This is a genomic window from Clostridium sp. L2-50, assembly GCF_000154245.1.
Taxonomy (GTDB): domain Bacteria; phylum Bacillota; class Clostridia; order Lachnospirales; family Lachnospiraceae; genus Coprococcus.
Map to the genome: position 1 here is coordinate 107,596 of NZ_DS480325.1, position 18,335 is coordinate 125,930.

14 protein-coding genes and 1 other annotated feature are annotated in these 18,335 nt (G+C 41.5%); of the genes, 11 read left to right on the forward strand and 3 right to left on the reverse strand.

Going from position 1 to position 18,335, the window contains the following annotated elements:
- The first annotated feature begins 369 nt into the window (after positions 1 to 369).
- The 4 genes from CLOL250_RS10750 (at position 370) to CLOL250_RS10765 (ending at position 7,747) form a co-directional block, all read left to right on the forward strand.
- Complete coding sequence (locus tag CLOL250_RS10750; protein ID WP_008402480.1) at positions 370 to 561, forward strand: helix-turn-helix domain-containing protein; 192 nt, start codon at positions 370 to 372, stop codon at positions 559 to 561.
- Between the two features lie 125 nt (positions 562 to 686).
- Positions 687 to 2,324 carry a hypothetical protein gene (locus CLOL250_RS10755; protein ID WP_008402482.1) on the forward strand — a complete coding sequence of 546 codons (1,638 nt, stop codon included), beginning with the start codon at positions 687 to 689 and terminating at the stop codon, positions 2,322 to 2,324.
- Positions 2,325 to 2,556: 232 nt separating this feature from the next.
- Positions 2,557 to 3,282, forward strand: a complete 726-nt coding sequence (locus CLOL250_RS10760) for a DUF6063 family protein (protein ID WP_008402483.1) — start codon at positions 2,557 to 2,559, stop codon at positions 3,280 to 3,282.
- The gene (locus CLOL250_RS10765) at positions 3,269 to 7,747 is read left to right on the forward strand and encodes a hypothetical protein (RefSeq protein ID WP_008402484.1); all 4,479 of its coding nucleotides are present in this window, start codon (positions 3,269 to 3,271) and stop codon (positions 7,745 to 7,747) included. Before CLOL250_RS10760 ends, CLOL250_RS10765 begins: the two co-directional genes overlap by 14 nt.
- Positions 7,748 to 8,198: 451 nt before the next feature.
- On the opposite strand, the gene CLOL250_RS10770 is transcribed toward CLOL250_RS10765, so the two are convergent.
- Positions 8,199 to 9,413 carry an aminotransferase class I/II-fold pyridoxal phosphate-dependent enzyme gene (locus tag CLOL250_RS10770; protein ID WP_008402485.1) on the reverse strand — a complete coding sequence of 405 codons (1,215 nt, stop codon included), beginning with the start codon at positions 9,411 to 9,413 and terminating at the stop codon, positions 8,199 to 8,201.
- Positions 9,414 to 9,564: 151 nt separating this feature from the next.
- Positions 9,565 to 9,818 (reverse strand) — a binding site (T-box leader).
- A 1,258-nt stretch (positions 9,819 to 11,076) separates the two neighbouring features.
- Positions 11,077 to 11,622: a DUF6512 family protein gene (locus CLOL250_RS10775; protein ID WP_008402490.1), complete on the reverse strand. Its 546-nt coding sequence runs from the start codon at positions 11,620 to 11,622 to the stop codon at positions 11,077 to 11,079.
- A gap of 185 nt (positions 11,623 to 11,807) precedes the next feature.
- Between CLOL250_RS10775 and CLOL250_RS13805 the strand changes: the two genes are divergently transcribed.
- The 7 genes from CLOL250_RS13805 to CLOL250_RS14215 all read left to right on the forward strand — a co-directional run bounded on the left by CLOL250_RS13805 (position 11,808) and on the right by CLOL250_RS14215 (position 16,956).
- Positions 11,808 to 12,296 carry a zinc-ribbon domain-containing protein gene (locus tag CLOL250_RS13805; protein ID WP_049941105.1) on the forward strand — a complete coding sequence of 163 codons (489 nt, stop codon included), beginning with the start codon at positions 11,808 to 11,810 and terminating at the stop codon, positions 12,294 to 12,296.
- Between the two features lie 103 nt (positions 12,297 to 12,399).
- The gene (locus CLOL250_RS10785) at positions 12,400 to 13,569 is read left to right on the forward strand and encodes an NAD(P)-dependent malic enzyme (protein WP_044945978.1); all 1,170 of its coding nucleotides are present in this window, start codon (positions 12,400 to 12,402) and stop codon (positions 13,567 to 13,569) included.
- An 88-nt stretch (positions 13,570 to 13,657) separates the two neighbouring features.
- Positions 13,658 to 14,128, forward strand: coding sequence for a methylglyoxal synthase (locus CLOL250_RS10790; RefSeq protein ID WP_008402494.1), 471 nt, complete (start codon positions 13,658 to 13,660; stop codon positions 14,126 to 14,128).
- A gap of 142 nt (positions 14,129 to 14,270) precedes the next feature.
- Positions 14,271 to 14,618 carry a helix-turn-helix domain-containing protein gene (locus tag CLOL250_RS10795; RefSeq protein WP_044945980.1) on the forward strand — a complete coding sequence of 116 codons (348 nt, stop codon included), beginning with the start codon at positions 14,271 to 14,273 and terminating at the stop codon, positions 14,616 to 14,618.
- A 34-nt stretch (positions 14,619 to 14,652) separates the two neighbouring features.
- Positions 14,653 to 15,375 carry a LytR/AlgR family response regulator transcription factor gene (locus CLOL250_RS13445; protein ID WP_008402496.1) on the forward strand — a complete coding sequence of 241 codons (723 nt, stop codon included), beginning with the start codon at positions 14,653 to 14,655 and terminating at the stop codon, positions 15,373 to 15,375.
- 272 nt (positions 15,376 to 15,647) lie between these two features.
- Positions 15,648 to 16,754 (forward strand): GHKL domain-containing protein, encoded by a 1,107-nt coding sequence (locus tag CLOL250_RS10805; protein WP_274922278.1) that lies wholly within the window; start codon positions 15,648 to 15,650, stop codon positions 16,752 to 16,754.
- 43 nt (positions 16,755 to 16,797) lie between these two features.
- Positions 16,798 to 16,956: a hypothetical protein gene (locus CLOL250_RS14215; RefSeq protein WP_274922279.1), complete on the forward strand. Its 159-nt coding sequence runs from the start codon at positions 16,798 to 16,800 to the stop codon at positions 16,954 to 16,956.
- Between the two features lie 77 nt (positions 16,957 to 17,033).
- On the opposite strand, the gene CLOL250_RS10810 is transcribed toward CLOL250_RS14215, so the two are convergent.
- Positions 17,034 to 17,813, reverse strand: a complete 780-nt coding sequence (locus tag CLOL250_RS10810) for a YlmH/Sll1252 family protein (RefSeq protein ID WP_008402501.1) — start codon at positions 17,811 to 17,813, stop codon at positions 17,034 to 17,036.
- Positions 17,814 to 18,335 lie beyond the last annotated feature (522 nt).

The window sequence follows — 18,335 nt, forward strand, 5'->3', positions numbered from 1 at the left end:
CGGCATCTTAGTACCGTTGCAGACCGAAACGAGCGGAAGCGTCCCCTGATTGGTAATGTTAAAGGTATCCCATGCATATCAATGTATAATTTAAAAAATTAATTTCATTATTTTCCGGTTATATCATAAAGTCAATGGACAAAATGCATTAAATATCAAATCGAGAAGAACACGCATATAAAAATTTTTTTTATTGTGTTAACAAATCCTATTGTCATGCCGACTGTTATATTGTAGAATATACATGAGGTTAGGGTTGGATTCTTGTAGAATTTATTTTGTGCTGAATTTTGAAATAATATTGAATGAAAGCATTCTTTTTTTTTCAGAAAGAATGCACATAGGAATGATACAGGAGGGACGCAGACTATGACATCAGGTGAAGAATTATTAGAATTAAGAAAGTCTACAGGAATGAACAGACGCGAATTTGCTGAGTATTTCGAGATACCGTATAGAACTGTACAGGACTGGGAACTTGGAAATAGAAGAATGCCATACTATCTTCTTCGTCTTATGGTTTACAAAGTAGACAAAGAAAATCTTGCAAAGCAGGACTGATTCAGGTAATTATTTTTTAAACAGATGATGGGCGAATAGGTATTGAAAAATCACGGGCATGTTATGTGTCCGTGATTTTTTAAGAAAAACAGAAAATAAAGCACACAAAACAGGGAGTAGAAACAGTGGCAAAGCAGTACGTGATGATCAATGACATAATCGAAGAACATAATGCGAGAATGTATAACTTAAGAAAATACTACCCGTTTTTTGTGTTATCGGAAACTGCATTTACACAGTACAAGGATGGACGATATAACAGTTTGGATATGGGATATATCACCATGGCGGTACTGCGTTTTTTTATTGAGGAAAACAACTTCAACGAGAGGGACATCACATATCCCCAGTGTGAAGCATTTATAAAAGAGCTACTGATCCGTGATTTCGATATTGAGATCGAGGACGAGGATATGGCAGACCTGATCTTATATATATTTGACAAGATCAGAAATGACGGAAAAGCATTTGAATTTACATTTTACGATCCGGGTAAGAAGCAGAAGAAGACCGGACGTGTCAGACTGATCGACAGCCGGATCACGGATGGAAAAGTGCTCTATTACATAACTGCGGATGGGATAGAATTCTATCTTGATACCAAGGAGATCAAGGACGAGAGCAAGATCAATGTAGAACAGGTTTTGCTTGAGAAGATGATCACCGGAGAGAATTTCAAGGGAGGTATCGAGGTTGTCAAGCGGATCAACAGCGAAGTGAACCGGCTTGTAAGAGAAAAAGACGATATCGTAGATCTGCTTTCTTACGATGTATTCGCCGGGGCAGAAGCTTATGAGAAATATATGAAGACGGTTGGAAAATGGTTTTCCGAGGAACAGAAATTATTTGCGAAGAACAAGACGCTGGTCGATAAGGCAGTTGCGAAAGCGAACTTTGACCACCTGACAAAAGGTTCTACGTTGTTGGATGAGATTAGTCAGTTGGAACTGGAATTGAAGAAGACCATATTAAAGCATGGAAATCTGATCAACAGCACCATGGAATTACAGAATATATCGGACAACATTATTCAGAAGGCGAAGTTAAAGCGTCTGCGTCCGGTATTTGATTTTGAAAAGGAATTACAGAAGATGATCAGGGAGGATCGGCCGGATAAGATGGGCATGATCCTTGCTCCTTTATTTGCACCGGCGATCGCAAAGTCATTTTCGATGACATCGATCGACAATCTTCTTACGCTCAAATCAGAGGATGAGGCGAAGATGGTGACAGCAAAGAAAGAAGATGTAAATGCAAACTTCCGCTATGAGGATGAGATCGAGGAAGAACGCTCCGGCAGGAACTACGGTAAGTTATTCTTTGAACTGATGGATGTACTTGTCCGCTGGAAGAAACTCAGCCTGAAAGAATTCAACGGATTCCTTGAGATACGATTTGGAAAAGAAATCTATGAGAATGCCGATTATTACGCATTCCTTACCCATCTGGCACAGAAGAAGGAATATGATATCAGCCGGATGTTAAAGAAGCAGGATACCATGCTTGAAAAGCTGGTAGTTGACAGCATCCGGGAATATCAGAAGGTTCGGGACAGCATCGGAGAGCAGCAGATACCACAGGCTACAGCCGACAGCATTTCAACCGTAAGCGTACCGGACATTTATTCGGAAGATGCTTATGCTCCGGACATCTCATTTGAGCCATACAAAGATATGCGCTTCACGCTGACCTTTGACAGCACCGAGGAGATCCCGGTTGGAGAGGATATGTATGTGACGAACATCCTGTTTGAAGTGCGATAGATGATATTTGAACAAAAAAATAGTATGTATATTGTCTGTAAATATTGATTTGTTAATACAGGGGCATTTGAGTCCGCCGGTACTTGATGGCACATGAGTGGCATCTTAGTACCGCTGCAGGACTCAACGAGCGAAAGCGTCCCCTGATTGACAAAGTCAATATATACAGACAAATATATGAATAGATATTTTGTTCAAACATCAATGATAAAAATACATGTGAGGAAAAAAGATGGACAGCAGAAATTTGGATAAGGCGATTGAGATCTACGCCAGACTGATACAGGGCGAAACGATCGCGAAAGCAAGCAGAGAAAACAGTGCTCTGTACGAAGATTATTATGGAAATGCAGAGGTCTACGAGATTGTAGGCAATCTGTTAAAGAAACTGAATCTGAGTATTTACGAATACAATGAAGCACTTTATATCACTCCGGGTGAAGGCAACCGGGTATTTGGTTATACAAATGACGATATGAAGCGCATACTTGGACTGCGGCTGAATAAAGAATTGTTCCTATGCTATTTCCTCATGTATGTGATCCTGCTGTATTTTTATAAAGATTCCGGAAGCTATCAGTTCCGTGAATTTATCAAGCCGGAAAAGGTGATTGAAGAGGCGGACAAATATCTGGCAGATGTGACGAAGCGGTTGTCTGTATTTTCCGCAGAGGATGTCGGGGCAGAGAGCTTTAAAGCGGTTGGACTGCTGTGGGATGAGCTTCCGGCAGTCAGTCATGCAGTCTATGACGGAGAAAAGACGAAGGCGTCAAAGGCATCCAAATCCGGTTATGTGAAGCTGACATTTAACTTTATGGTCAGCCAGAAATTATTTGTCGAGAACGAAGAACGCTACTATCCGACCGATCGGTTCAAGGCGTTATGTGAGAATTACTTTGAAGAATACAGGGGACGTCTGTATCAGCTGCTTGGAGGTGAAGAGGATGCCGTGCATTAACCGAATACGAGTGAATAATGTAAAATACAATTTTGGTACACAGCAGTACGATGATTTTTCGATGCGGATGTATGGCAAGAACACGCTTTATGACCTTGCAAATGGTGGAGGAAAGAGTGTGCTGATGCTTCTTCTGCTTCAGAATCTGATACCGAACTGTACGTTAGATGATAAGCAGCCGATCGAGAAATTATTCCGGAATGGCGGCGGCAATACGACTATTCATTCCCTGATCGAATGGAAATTAGACGATGCGGATATCAAGGACGGATACCGCTACATGACGACCGGTTTCTGTGCTAGAAAAGCAAAGGAATCCGATGAAGGAGCATCACAGGACGGACAGACGGCGGCGATCGAATATTTCAATTACTGCATTTTCTATCGGGATTACAATAAGAACGATATCATTAATCTTCCATTGTCAAATGGTAATGAAAGAATTACATACAGTGGTCTAAAATCCTACATTAAGGAGCTTGGACATAAGGATATGAGCCTTGAAGTGCGTCTGTTTGAGCGGAAAGGGGAGTACCAGCGGTTCATCAGCGAATATGGTCTGCATGAGAGCCACTGGGAGATCATCCGTGGAATCAATAAGACAGAGGGTCATGTCCGTACTTATTTTGAGACGAATTATAAGACGACCAGAAAAGTAGTAGAGGATCTGCTGATCGAGGAGATCATAGAGAAAGCATTTCTGACCCGTACCGGTAGGGATGGGGATGAGAGCACAATGGCAGAAACTCTGCTTGACATTAAGGATAAATTGAACGTATTGGCACAGAAGAAGAGGGATATTGCGAACTTCGATCATCAGATCGAGCTGATCAATGTCCTGCAGGCAAAGGTCAATTCCTGTATCAACCAGTACGAGGCACACGAAGATATCACAAGGCAGCTTGCGGATATCTATGTGACGGGAAAAGAACTGACATCGAGGGAAAATGAACATCTGGAAGAACTGCTTGTAGCAAAACAGACTGCATTTGAACAGAAGGAAAGTCAGAAGAAGCGGTTGGAGAATCTGAAGATCACCAGAGATGGTTTCCGTCTGCAAGAGCTTCGGGATAAGTCAGAGCAGTTAAATGCAAATCTTGCTGAAAATGAACGACAGGTATCGGCATTAAAGCAGGATATGAATATGAAAGAAAGTATCAATGATTATCTGGGTTATCTGGAAGATAAGAAACAGTTATCCGAGAACCAGAAGATCATCGATCATATCTTACAGAATACCGGTGCAGACCGCGAGAAGATGACGGTCTATGCCTATAACAGAAAGCTCAGGGATGATGCACATTTGAAAGAGCTTCTTCTGGCAAAGGAGGAGGTCGAACAGTCGCATGAACATGCGGTGAAAGAAGCTGATTACTGCACAAAATGCATCAAAGAGGGCGAGATCGAGCTGGCCGTATCCGGAGACAACCGGAGGGCAGCTTCGGACAAATTACAGTCCTTAAATAACAAGATATCCGAGCTGACCTCACAGGTTGCCCTGCTTGTTGTGTCGGATGCGGCAAACGTGATCGAAGCATCCGAAGAAAAGGCAGAAGAACTAGAGGCATCCTTACGGGCACTTGCAGAGAGCATCCGGGAAGATCAGGAGCAGGTATTTGAAGACCGTTACCGGTTGTCACTTGCGGAAAACAGTCTGGAAACACTGGAAAAAGAATATGAGACGAGCCATCTGGATGCAGAGGAATATCGTCAGGCAGCTAAGAAGTTAGAAAGCATTATGGCGGTATATAGTGTAGAGAAAGCAGAAGAAATCATAGATGCGATCAATGCAAGGATCACAGGAACGCTGACCGAGACGATCACCAGAAAACAGGAGATTGAACGTTTGCTCGAAAGACGCAAATATCTGGAATCCGGACGTTTATTCGGACCGAGTGCAGGAGCATCGGCAGTTATTGATTATATCGTGACCAGACATGGACATATGGCGATGCACGGAGCTGATTATCTGGCAGCACTTAAGCCGGAGCAGCGGACGGAGATCTTGAAGAAAAACAGAGCACTTCCGTATGGAGTAGTCGTGAAGAATTTCGCTGATATAGCCGAAGATATCAATCTGGATTCGATTCAGACGGACAATGAGATGGTTTTAATCTACGATATGGATGACCTGTCCGAAAAGGCAGTTACCTTAAACGAAAATGCCGTTATGGTCTGCAGAAAAGGCGAATATTTCACAGACGATGAGATTCTGAAATCGTTAAAAGAAGAACTGACGATCCAGATTCGTGGTCTTGAGGATGAGATTTCGATGATCGATGAGAAGCTTGCGACCTACCGGGAAGATCTGGCATTTGTCGGTCATCTGGCAGATGAGAGGCACCTGGATGCGGCAGATATTGAACGAAAGCTGAATCAGGATCTGTTAAATAAAAAGGATGAGGTCCGTGAGCTTCAGGATCGTATAGCAGAACGGACAAGCCGGATCACGCATCAGAAAGAAGATGAGGCATCCGTAAAAGAAAAGCTGCATGAGCTGGAGGAAGACAAATCGATCCTGCTTCGTATTAAGGAGCTTTCTGATCTGGCAGTTGAGGAAGAAGTCCGTTATACGGAGAATGTTCAGAAAGAGCAGCGGATCACCGGACAGATCGAAGAACTGAAGAGGGATGCAGTCAGATGGAATACAACAGTGAGCGAGACGGAAGCACGGATGCTTGCGATCGCAAACAGTATTCAGGATATACAGGATAAATGGCAGAATTATTTCAAACCTTATTACCCGGAGGATGGAAAAGTGGATGTGTCACTGGATCCAAAGCAGAAGATTCAGGTGGCACTTGGACAGGAAACGGAAGATGTATCCAGACGGGATATCGAGATCCTTACGATCTCTGATGAAGTGCTAGAGACAGAATTTATGGCGATGTATGCAGTAGCAAATAAAAATGCACCGGATGTAGAGGATAAGAAGAAGCTGGTTCAGGCATTGTCACAGTCAATGGATCGTATTCTGCATACGATCGAGAAGCGTGGCGTGAAGCTTTCGGATCTGGAAGCACAGACACAGTTATTTGCCACATCCGAGCAGCAGTTGCAGGCACTTTCTGATGAATTGATGCGTCTGGAACTGGTATCAGCATCGATGGCGGAAGAACTGAAGAATGTATCAAAGGCTTCCGGCAGATTGGAAGGAAATATCGAATATGCGGTTGCCAGTCTGAAAAAGACTTATGGTGAAGATGCATATGCAGAAGAACAGATTTCTCTAAGTGAAGCAGAGCAGGCGATCACACAGGGCGATCAGATCCTTGCCGAGCTGGAACAGAGTTATAAGAAGACAGCAGAGGAATATGAGACCTGTAACAAAGAGCAGGGCTATATGATCGAGCTTTATAAAGATGTAAAACGTATCGTAGATACAAATGACATTAATGTAGAAAACGGTAAGCTGTTAGAAGCCGGAAAAGAGGAGCTGCGACAGGCATTTGAGACCAGTCTGTTACGATATGACAGAAGCCGCAAGAATTTGGAAAAGACAAGAAATGAACTGATGCGGTTCAAGGGACAGACAGCGGAAGCACTCAGCGAAATGGGTGTATTCGAGATGGCAGAAACGATCCGCAGAGATGTCATCATACCCGAAAACTACTATGATGCAAAGGCGTTGCTTGAAAGCCTGTTACAGATCATTTCCTATATCGATCTGGAAAAGGAAAGAGTGGAAAAGGGAATCGAAGATATGGTTGCGATCAAGGAGAATTTCTGCAGTCAGTGTTTACAGCGTTGTATGGATGTAAAGACTGAGCTTGAGAAGCTTCCAAAATTATCGAAGATTACCGTCGGAGAAGAAGTGATCCGTATGGTCGATCTGACGATTCCTTATGTAAAAGAAGAATTTCTTGCACAGCGCATGTCTGATTATATTGACGATATCGTAAAAGGCGCAGATGCCTATGAGGATGAGCGGAAGCGTGTTCGCTATATCCGTGACTGCCTTGCATTGAAGCGGTTATTTGGCGTAATGGTCACAGACATGAATGCGATCAAGTTGAAACTATATAAGAGAGAGCGTATCAAGGAGCAGAGCCGGTATCTTCGTTATGAAGAAGCGGTTGGTAGTACCGGACAGTCACAGGGTATCTACATTCAGTTTCTGGTTGCGATCATCAACTATATTGCAGGTATGTATTCCTATGGCGCAGAGGGCGAGATCTCTACAAAGACGATCTTTATCGATAATCCGTTTGGTGCGGCAAAGGATGTATATATCTGGGAGCCGATCTTTGCCATGCTTGCAGCTAATCATGTGCAGTTGATCGTTCCTGCCCGTGGCGCAACTCCGGCGATCACCGGCAAATTTGATGTGAACTACGTTCTTGGCCAGCAGATGGTCGGTAACCGCCAGCAGACGGTTGTTGTCGATTACACCAGCAAGACCTCGCAGGAGGAACTGGAATATCAGGACATCACCTACCAGCAGGCAACCTTCGACTTTATATAAGGTGTTATACCGTACAAACAAATGCCGAACATACCATTTGTTACGCAAAACACTTGCGTTCGATTCTCACGCAGCGGTGCTAAACTCACTGCTTATGCAGTTCGTTAAGAACCGGCGTTCGAATAGGTTTGCTACACAAAGGTATGTTCGGCATTTGTTCTGATATGATTGTCAAACAGATTTATAACCCCAAAAGCAGGTATAGAACCAAAATGAAAGAGATTATTACATATTATTCCGTAAGACGCTTGCGCTCTAATCCTCGTGCAGTGGTACATAAGGTTGCAAAGGACGCAACCTAAGTACCGGCCTCGGATAAGGCTTACTTCATAACAGTAATAATCTCTTTCATTTTGCCTAAAATGTTAGAATTGTTTTACAATAGCCCCATGCATATTATAGTCTATAAGCTTTTTCTGCATTTACGCAAAACACTTGCGTTCGAATAGGTTTACTGATGGTAGTAGCTTAAGAAATCAGCAATTCTTCCCATAGCGGTTTTAAGCTGCACGATATTCGGCAGATATACGATACGGAAATGATCCGGGTCTGTACAGTTGAAGCCGGTACCACAGGTGATCAGGATCTTCTTCTCACGGAGAAGATCAAGGGCAAACTTCTCATCATCCTTGATATGGAACTTCTCCTGATCCAGTTTCGGGAATATGTAGAAAGCAGCTTTTGGCTTCACAACGGATACACCGGGAATGTCACAGAGGGCGTTGTAGATATATTCACGCTGTTCGTAGATTCGTCCGCCCGGAAGCAGAAGTTCATCGGCACTCTGATAACCGCCCAGAGAAGTCTGAACGATACTCTGTGCAGGAACATTTGAACAAAGGCGCATTGAAGACAGAAGATTCAGACCTTCGATGTAGCCTTTTACATGATCCTTTCTGCCGCACAGACACATCCATCCGATACGATAACCGGCTACACGATGGGATTTGGACAGACCATTGAAGCTGATCGTGAATACATCCGGTGCCAGAGATGCGAGTGCAACATGCTTTCTGCCATCCATAACCAGTCTGTCGTAGATCTCATCTGCAAACAGGATCAGGTCGAATTCTCTTGCAAGATCAACGATCTGTTCCAGAATCTCCTTTGGATATAAGGCACCTGTTGGGTTATTTGGATTGATCACGACGATACCCTTTGTATTTGGAGTGATCTTACTTCTCATATCATCGATATCCGGATACCAGTCACTCTGTTCATCACAGATATAGTGAACAGCAGTACCGCCTGCCAGTGTGACAGAAGCTGTCCATAATGGGTAATCAGGAGAAGGAACCAGAATCTCATCTCCATTATTTAAAAGTCCCTGCATAGACATGGTGATCAGTTCACTTACACCATTTCCGGTATAGATATCGTCAATTCCGACATTTGGAATATGCTTTAACTGGCAATACTGCATGATAGCCTTTCTCGCGGAGAATAAGCCCTTGGAATCGGAATATCCTTCGGTGTCTCTCAGATTGTAAGACATGTCTTTGATGACTTCATCCGGTGCGTGAAAACCAAATGGTGCAGGGTTTCCGATATTCAGTTTCAGAACATCAATGCCCGCTGCCTGCATGCGGTTTGCTTCGTCCATAACAGGACCTCTTATGTCATAACAAACGTTATCGAGTTTCGTTGATTTTTCGTATGTTCTCATGCGATATACCTCTCTTTATAAGAATTTATCCGGCTCCCAAAACCGGAAGTTAAGCAACCTTAAGAATCCATTTTTGTACAGGAAACTGTTGTTATGGGAATCTGCCGGACTTTATAAGATGACAATAAAAAAGCCCAAGCAAATAAATTTTGCTTAGGGCGAACTTATCATTTTATAGTCCGTGTTACCACCTAACTTCAGGAAAAAACTTCCTGCACTCTGTACGGCCAGATCTCTTAACCGTTGTTCCTGTAACGTGGAACCTTCCGTTGACTGCTAATCTAAAACCTATTTCGCAATCACAGCTCGGGGACTGCTTCCTTAAGATGTTCTACAGGCTCACACCAACCGCCTGCTCTCTGAAGTAACACTTGCTTAAGTACTCCTTCCTGTCATAGCCTTTGATTTTTCTAAAAGTCTAGCACTGCACAGGGGAAAAGTCAACTTAATTTTTATGCAAATTTTTCGGACGGTCAAATGTGTGTAGCAGATGAAAATGGATAATAAACGCAGGCATATATCAACTGGAATTGAATGGTATATTTATTGGTTTATAATGCAAATAGATGTGAATTGTTCGACAGAGCCTTAATTAAATATACAATATATGCAATTAATACCACAATGCAATAAATGAACACAAAAAGACAAAATAAATACAATAAAATGATTAAATTGTCAAAAAATAATGTTGACAAATCGGGTATTATCACATATAATAAAGATACATTAAAGAACGGTCATCAAACAGATGCCACCCGGATAAACAGATCGAGGTCCGGTACACGGAAACTGGTCAAAAGTAAAAGATGTTTTCCGGAAGTTCAAGGAAGGAGGAGATTCCGTTGGATACAATTGAAGAACAGTTTTATCGTAGCAGCATACATGATTGGGAAGTTGTTTCCACACGGGATGCCTTATCGATATAACTTGAAACAAGTCCCCACACGGATGCCGGTTCGGCATAGATTGAAGTATCGGGACGTAGGTATTAGATTACTGGTTATGTTCTGCTAGGATTGTTCAAAAACACAAGATATAGATAGTGTTTCAAGGGCATTAGGCTATATCACATAGACGCTTAGAAATTGTTGGAAGGATTGGTACAACATAGTATCTGTTCAGGCAGTGACTGTTACAGATGCCACTTGTTTAGATTCGTTATAAGCAGGAGTTTATATAATATGTACCATTGCGGTATAACATTTCACATCTTTTGAAATATTGTACCATACATCTAAGATTTGAATGATGCAGTTGCATCGGGAGCATAAATATTTGCTCATCCTTCAGTAGAATTTATTTATAGATTTTATATAAAATGGCGTTTTATATGGCAGGTGTGGAAACCTCGAATATTTACAGAATACTTCGATAATAATCTAAAATTAAATACATACAAAGACCCAGGTGCTTATGCATCTGGGTTTTTGTATGTATTTGTATGAAAAAGGTGGCAGTCAACCCACAGCAGGTGGATGGTCAATTGACATTAATGGTGATTTCGTTATTTGAAGCACATTGCCAGTAAAGGCGGGTGCTTGTTTGAGTCCAAAGGACGAGTTGGCACAGGAGCCTTTACGAATCAGGCATGTGCATCAAATAGAAATCGAAATGAGTCAATTGACCATCCACCTGCTGTGGGTTGACTGTCACCTTTTTTTCATACCGTCTGATCAGGCGGAACAAAGAGCGGGAGATCTGGGATATTATAAGAGAATACAGCTGTAATAATGATAAGTCCGATCAGAAGAATATAACCGATACTATACACCCATTTTGGAATCTGGTGGAGCGAAAGCAGGTGAATCACACTTAGAAGCTGTCCTGCCAGAATACCGATGCCATAGGCTGTAAGGTCGATAGACATTCCGGTAAGTCCGAATCCGCCGGAGAACACATAATAGATGCTGACAATGATCAGATCTGAGATGCAGACGCTGGCTGAGATCATCAGGATCACTTTATGGATCGAAGGTCCACAGGGAATAAAATGCAGACCATAAAGAATCAGCATAACGATGAGCACCGGATACAGGGTAAGCTTCAGATGCTCCCAGATACTTTCATTGATCGGTGTGCACCAGGCGACCAGATTACTTTTCTCTAAGATGGCATATAGAAAATGCCAGCCGCTTCCAAGTATCACAATACAGATGGAAGAGAAAACACTCCAGATAAAAAAGTTGTGTTTAACAGACTGATTCATTGAAATCCTCCATATTATTTTGTGGTATTAATTGCTGTTATATGCCAGCAATTTATGTTATTATATCTATATAATATATTCACAAAAACCAGAATATATGCAAAAACATCGGCTGTTGATTATATCAGTAACAGATATAGCAAGATTAATGGCTGATAAGATGATCACCAGGAGGGATGAGAGAGATGAAATGTAACAATTGTGGAACAGAAAATGCAGATGGACAGCAGTACTGTCAGGGATGTGGAGCGGCATTATATGGGCAGAGTAATATGTATACTCAGCAGAATCAGAATACATATGGACAGCAGAATGCAGGTACATATGCTCAACAAAATGCTGGAACATATGGACAGCAGAATTTGTATAGTCAGCAGGCATATACAACACCTCCACAGCAGGTTGTTTATAATCAGAGAATAACAAAAGAAAATCTGCCTTACGAATTTCAGCCGATTTCCATGTGGGGATATTTTGGATATCAGATTTTGTTTATGATTCCTATAATAGGATTTATCCTTCTGATTGTTTTTGCACTGGGCGGAACAAAGAATGTAAACCTGAAGAATTTTGCAAGATCTTATTTCTGCGTTACAATTATAGTTTTGGTAGTAGTATTGATCATAGCGGCAACAGGCGGACTGGCAATTCTTGGGGGTAGTATGAATATGTAAAAAATTTCTGGGTTTACAACGTGCCTGCGAATGAATGTACATATGATGGCCATATGGAAGATGGCTTCAGATATAATAATCAATGAATAAAGGAGTTATACAAATGGATTACAATAGCCTGAGCTTAAAGATGCATGAGGAGAATAAAGGAAAGGTTGAGGTCATCTCAAAGGTTAAGATCAAAGACAGAGACGACTTAAGCACAGCATATACACCGGGTGTTGCAGAGCCATGCAGAAAGATCCGTGACAATAAGGCTGATGTATACAAATATACATGTAAGGGCAATATGGTAGCGGTTGTTTCCGATGGAACAGCAGTTCTCGGACTTGGAGATATCGGACCGGAAGCTGCGATTCCTGTTATGGAAGGCAAAGCGATCCTGTTCAAAGAATTCGGTGGAGTGGATGCATTCCCAATCTGTCTTGATACAAAGGATGTAGATGAGATTGTAGAAACCGTAAAACGGATCGCTCCTGTATTTGGCGGTATCAATCTGGAGGATATATCAGCACCGAGATGTTTTGAGATTGAGAGAAGATTAAAGGAAGAACTGGATATCCCTGTATTCCATGACGATCAGCACGGAACAGCTATCGTTGTATCCGCAGGTCTGATCAATGCACTGAAGCTGGTAGGTAAGGATTTCGATAAAGCAAATGTTGTAATTAATGGTGCAGGTTCAGCGGGTATCTCTATCTGCAAGCTGCTTCTTCAGCTAGGTATCGGAAACGTAGTTCTGGTTGATAAGCAGGGTGCTCTCTGTCCGGGTCAGGAATGGATGAATCCGGCACAGGCAGATATGGCAGAGATTACAAATAAAGACAGACAGACTGGAAATCTTGCGGAGATCATGAAGGGCAAGGATGTATTTATCGGTGTATCGGCTCCGAATATTGTAACGGCAGAGATGGTAGCATCCATGGCCACAGATCCAATTGTATTTGCTATGGCGAATCCGACACCGGAGATTATGCCGGAGGAAGCAAAGAAGGGCGGCGTTCGTGTTATGGCGACAGGACGTTCCGACTATCCAAATCAGATCAACAATGTTCTGGTATTTCCCGGTATCTTTCGTGGAGCACTGGATGCGAAGGCAACAGGTATTACAGAAGAAATGAAGATGGCAGCAGCAAAAGCTATTGCATCTATCGTAACCGATGAGGAATTAAATGAAGAGTACATTATTCCGGGTGCGTTTGATGACAGAGTAGCAAAAGTGGTAGCTAAGGCAGTTGCGGATGAAGCACATAAGCTTGGTATAACAAAATAACAGAGACTTGCTGAAAATCTGATGGCCGGTAATACAGTAACAATTTCCGGCAGGTAAGCTGCAGGTTTGGACAGAAAGGAGATCTTATATGACAGATGATTTTGTGACACTCACGATTGAAAGACAGAAGAATATCGCACTGATCGCACATGACAGCAAAAAGGCTGAGATGATCGAGTGGTGCAATGACAATAAGGACATACTGAAGAATCATTTTCTTTGCGGAACCGGAACAACAGCTCGGATGATCGCAGATAAGACCGGACTGCCGGTTCGCGGATATAACAGCGGTCCTTTAGGCGGTGACCAGCAGATCGGAGCCAAGATCGTAGAAGGCAGGATCGATATGGTAATCTTTTTTTCAGATCCACTGACGGCACAGCCACACGATCCGGATGTAAAAGCGCTGCTTCGTATTGCACAGGTATATGATATTCCAATCGCAAATAATAAATCAACTGCTGATTTTATGATCAATTCCAAGTATATGGATCAGGAATATGACCATAAGGTTATCAATTTCAAGAAAAATATCAAACAGCGCGCGGAAACTTTATAAAACAGATAGAAAAATACGAAATAAATTCCACGTTCAGTTAGAAATTGCCCTGCCAGGTTGTTCTATAATGTGACTTTTTTTGACAGAATACAAGAGTAGCTTTTGTACACATTATAGAATAAACATAATTGGAGTGGACAACTTGGCAGGAATCGATAAAGAGATGTTTGGTCAACGTCTTAGAGAGATCCGAAAGAAACATGGGATGACTCAGGCTGAACTTGGAGAAAAGACTGGTCTTGCAGATAAATATATTAGCAGGATTGAGACAGGAAAAGCAGATGTTTCCCTGGACTGTTTTGTAAAGCTGGTGAATGCATTTGATGTTCCCGCAGATTATTATCTTCAGGATAGTATAAGCTATGACTATAAGGTCGAAGGCGGAGAACTGGAGAAATATGTATCTTTTCAGCGGTTTGGTACTGCAAAGACAGAACAGTTACTGGCGGTTCTTGATAAGCTGATCATGCTTATGGATATAACCAAATAGTCGGTAATCAGATAAATATAATCGGGGGGGACAAATGATACAAATAGCAATTTGTGATGATGATGCAGTTATGCTCACAGAGATGCAGAGTGTAATTACACAACATATGGAACAGAAAAATCTTAATTATCAGCTATATTCTTATCAAAATGGAGAAGCATTATTGCTGGGAACGGAAGATGCCGGAATGTTTCATATTGTTTTTCTGGATATTGAATTAACAAGAATGGATGGGATTCGGGTAGCAGGAATACTACGGGAGAAATACCCATCCATTATTCTTGTCTTTATATCTGCGTATAGTGAATATTATAAGGCGGCTTTTGATGTTCAGCCTTTTCAGTTTCTTGATAAGCCGGTTGCGGCAGACAGGCTTCTTTTAACATTAGATCAGGTTTTAGAGCGTGTTGTCAATGACACGGAGCTTCTAACATTCTGTCAGAATCGAGTTTATTATTCTATCAAAATTGGTGATATTGTTTATCTGGAAAGCAATAAGCGTATGATAACAGCTTTTTGCACTTCCGGGACATATGAATTTTATGACAAGCTGGAACATCTGGAGGAGTATCTTGGAACAAGACAGCAGAGGTTTGTTCGGATCCATCGGTCTTTTCTCGTAAATACGAATCATATTCGAACGATTTCCTATACTTGCGTAGGTATGAGTAATGGCGTGGAATTGATGATCAGCCGGGATAAAAGAAGCCGGGTGCGTGAGTACTATACAAAGTGGCTGGAAGGAATGAATTTTTGATCCGGATGATCACGCTGGCGTCTGATCTATTCTATCTTTGGAATATAAGATCTTTGGGGCATGCGTTATATCATCGGTCGAAATATAAAAGTACAACAGAGATCATGCTGGAAATGATATGGTTGTGTGTCTACTGCATTATTTCCCGCATGATATCAATATATAAAAATCTGGTATTTGTAAGTTTGTTTTTTTTGTACTTTTTATTTTTTAAATTACTTTTTGATAGTGCAGAGAAAAAAGCTTTATTGACCTCGGTTTATCTTGTATTAATGCAGGTTATTGCAAAGATATTCATCCATGTTGTATTTGCAGAACATGGATGGCTTGAAAAGATGAAGGGAAGACCGGCTGTCCCGATAGAGATGTATCGCATTATTCTTTCAAATTTGCTGGTGTGTCTGTTTATAAAGATCTATATTCTAATCTACAAATTCTTACTTAATCGATATAATAACAGATTTCAAAAAATTGAAACAAAAAAATTATTTATAGAAGCAGATCGTCTGGATCATCATCTGTATTTTTCTGATTGGCTGGAGGCTGTGTTGATCCCATGTATGTCCATGGTGGTTATAGGAACTTTTTTTATGGATAATACAAGGTGTCGGATAGTCTGGATGACCATGGCTGTCTACAGTATTAATTTGATGGCGCAGGATCTCTATATGAGAACAAGAAATGAGAGAAGTTCGACAGTATTTGTCTGGAATATTCAGAGACAGGCAGAACAGTATCGTGCTTATTGTCATTCGCTTGGAGAAGCTTGGGAAAGAAACAGGCGTTTTCGGCATGATCTGAAGAAGCAGTATATGTTAGAACGGATTTATCTGGAACGGGGCGAATATGAAAAGCTAGAACAGGAATATGACCGCGTGATCCAGATCACTTCGTCGCGTGAGGTTATAAGTGGTCATGTTATGACAGATGCCATTCTTTCCTGTAAGCGTTCGGAAGCGGATCAGCGGCAGATCGGACTTACGGTGGAGACTTCAATACCGACAGATCTTGCAATCAGTGACTATCATCTGAATATGCTGCTTGGAAATATACTGGATAATGCGATTCGTCATACCGGACTAGGAGGACAGATTTGGATCAAGATGGTTTATGATCGGCAAAATCTTCTGATCCATTGTAAAAATACCGTGGATGAATGTGAAAACAGATCAACAGATTCCGGATCTTCTGACGGATGTGGAGAGTCGTTTGTTCCGGGTATAAAAAATGGAGTGGCAAATTCTGAAATGCATGGAATCGGACTGCATATCATGAGGGAAATTGTTGCTTATTATAATGGAACGATGGATATAAAAAGGACGAATTGCGAGTACATAGTAATGATAATTTTGGAGCTTACTTACCAAAAGTTACATTGAGACATACCATTTATTACATTTGTGATAAAAATGCTCCTTTTTTGTGTATAGTGTGGGTGTCGGCAGATATGAAAGGCTGTCGAAGAAAACAGATGAAAAGGAGGGTAGCGAGACATATACAGATAACAGCTGTCGGACATTTGTAATTCCGGTATTCAGGCGCCGGATGCGGGAAGATAAGAATGGATTTGACAGGATGTAAAATTAAAAATTCATAAGATGTCAAAATGGGCAGTACAGGCTGTGTTATACGGACTGTACTGCTTATTATATATGTGTCTACACATATCTTTCCAGAGTGATGTAGATGCGTCCTTTCCGTGTCTCTTTGCCACAGCCTTTATAGATGAATTTGCCGTAGCCGCGGATGGAGAAAGTGTCGTCCGGTTTTAGTGTGTAACTGTTATTTTCAAGAACACGGTTGTTGAGAAAGACTTTTTTCTCCCGAAACAGGATAACGGTCTGGCTTCTGGATAACTTGGTAACAGCTGCAATCACAGCGTCGATTCGCTCGGATGCAGCGATGCATTGACATTCTTCAAGAGTAGAGGTGATGTCAGGTAGATCTGAGTCCGGACATGGGATACAGCGCACGGATGTATGTTTAATGCGGGTCAGATTCTCGGAAATATAGTCAGCGATAGAAGACACACAGAAGACATAGGCTGTGTTTCGGATGCCGCTTCTGGATGATGCTTTCATGATGATATCTCCGGTCATCTCACGTTCAATACCAAGATTCATCAGAGAGCCAAGGACATCACGATGAGATAATTCATCTGAGAATTTGTCCATCAATGGAGTAATTTGTAAAATCGTGATAGGAAAGGGCAAATCATAACCTGTTGTGTCCTCGGAACCGAATCGTATCATTACGCGGTCGCAGCCGTCTCTTCCTCCGAAAATCTCATATGGAATATGAGAAATATCCGGTAGCATACTATAAAAAATATCCAGGTCGGATGCAGACAAAAAATTAGTAAATGTGTAAATGTTCTTTTGGTAGGCTTTGTTTGCCAGATCATTTAAATGACCCTGTAATAAGAAATCGGTGTTCATGCTGCTGTTCCTCCTGTTCCGGTGTGACGTGTGCTTTGAATTCTATGTAGAATGATAAAATTATTGGGTATATTTGTAAAGAGAGATTTGTAGAGAGAATCTTAACTTTTTAAAATTATTCTTGACAAAACAGAATGAAACGTATATATTGTGTAAAGCGTCTGGCGCGATAGAAGAGGATTCCGAACACGGGGTCAGTAAGATTGTGACAGACGTCTTAATTTTGCATAGTATAAAGTTCGAAGAACGGGGAGCTCAGAGTTGAGCTCCTTTTTTCGATTGCTAAAAAACTTTTTGACGAAATTCTATGCCGGATAGATATTGTTAAAATAAAAAAGAAAACGCTACGCGATACATATATTCAAAAATTTTTTAAAAATGGCATTTTTCACAATAAATTCACAAAAAATCGGATGCGCCGGGTCGTTAAATGTCGAAAAACGTCGTACGCAAAATGAAAGTGCTGTGATTGAATTTGATTGAATAAGTAAAGAAGTAGTAAATTTAACAAAACAAGACAGG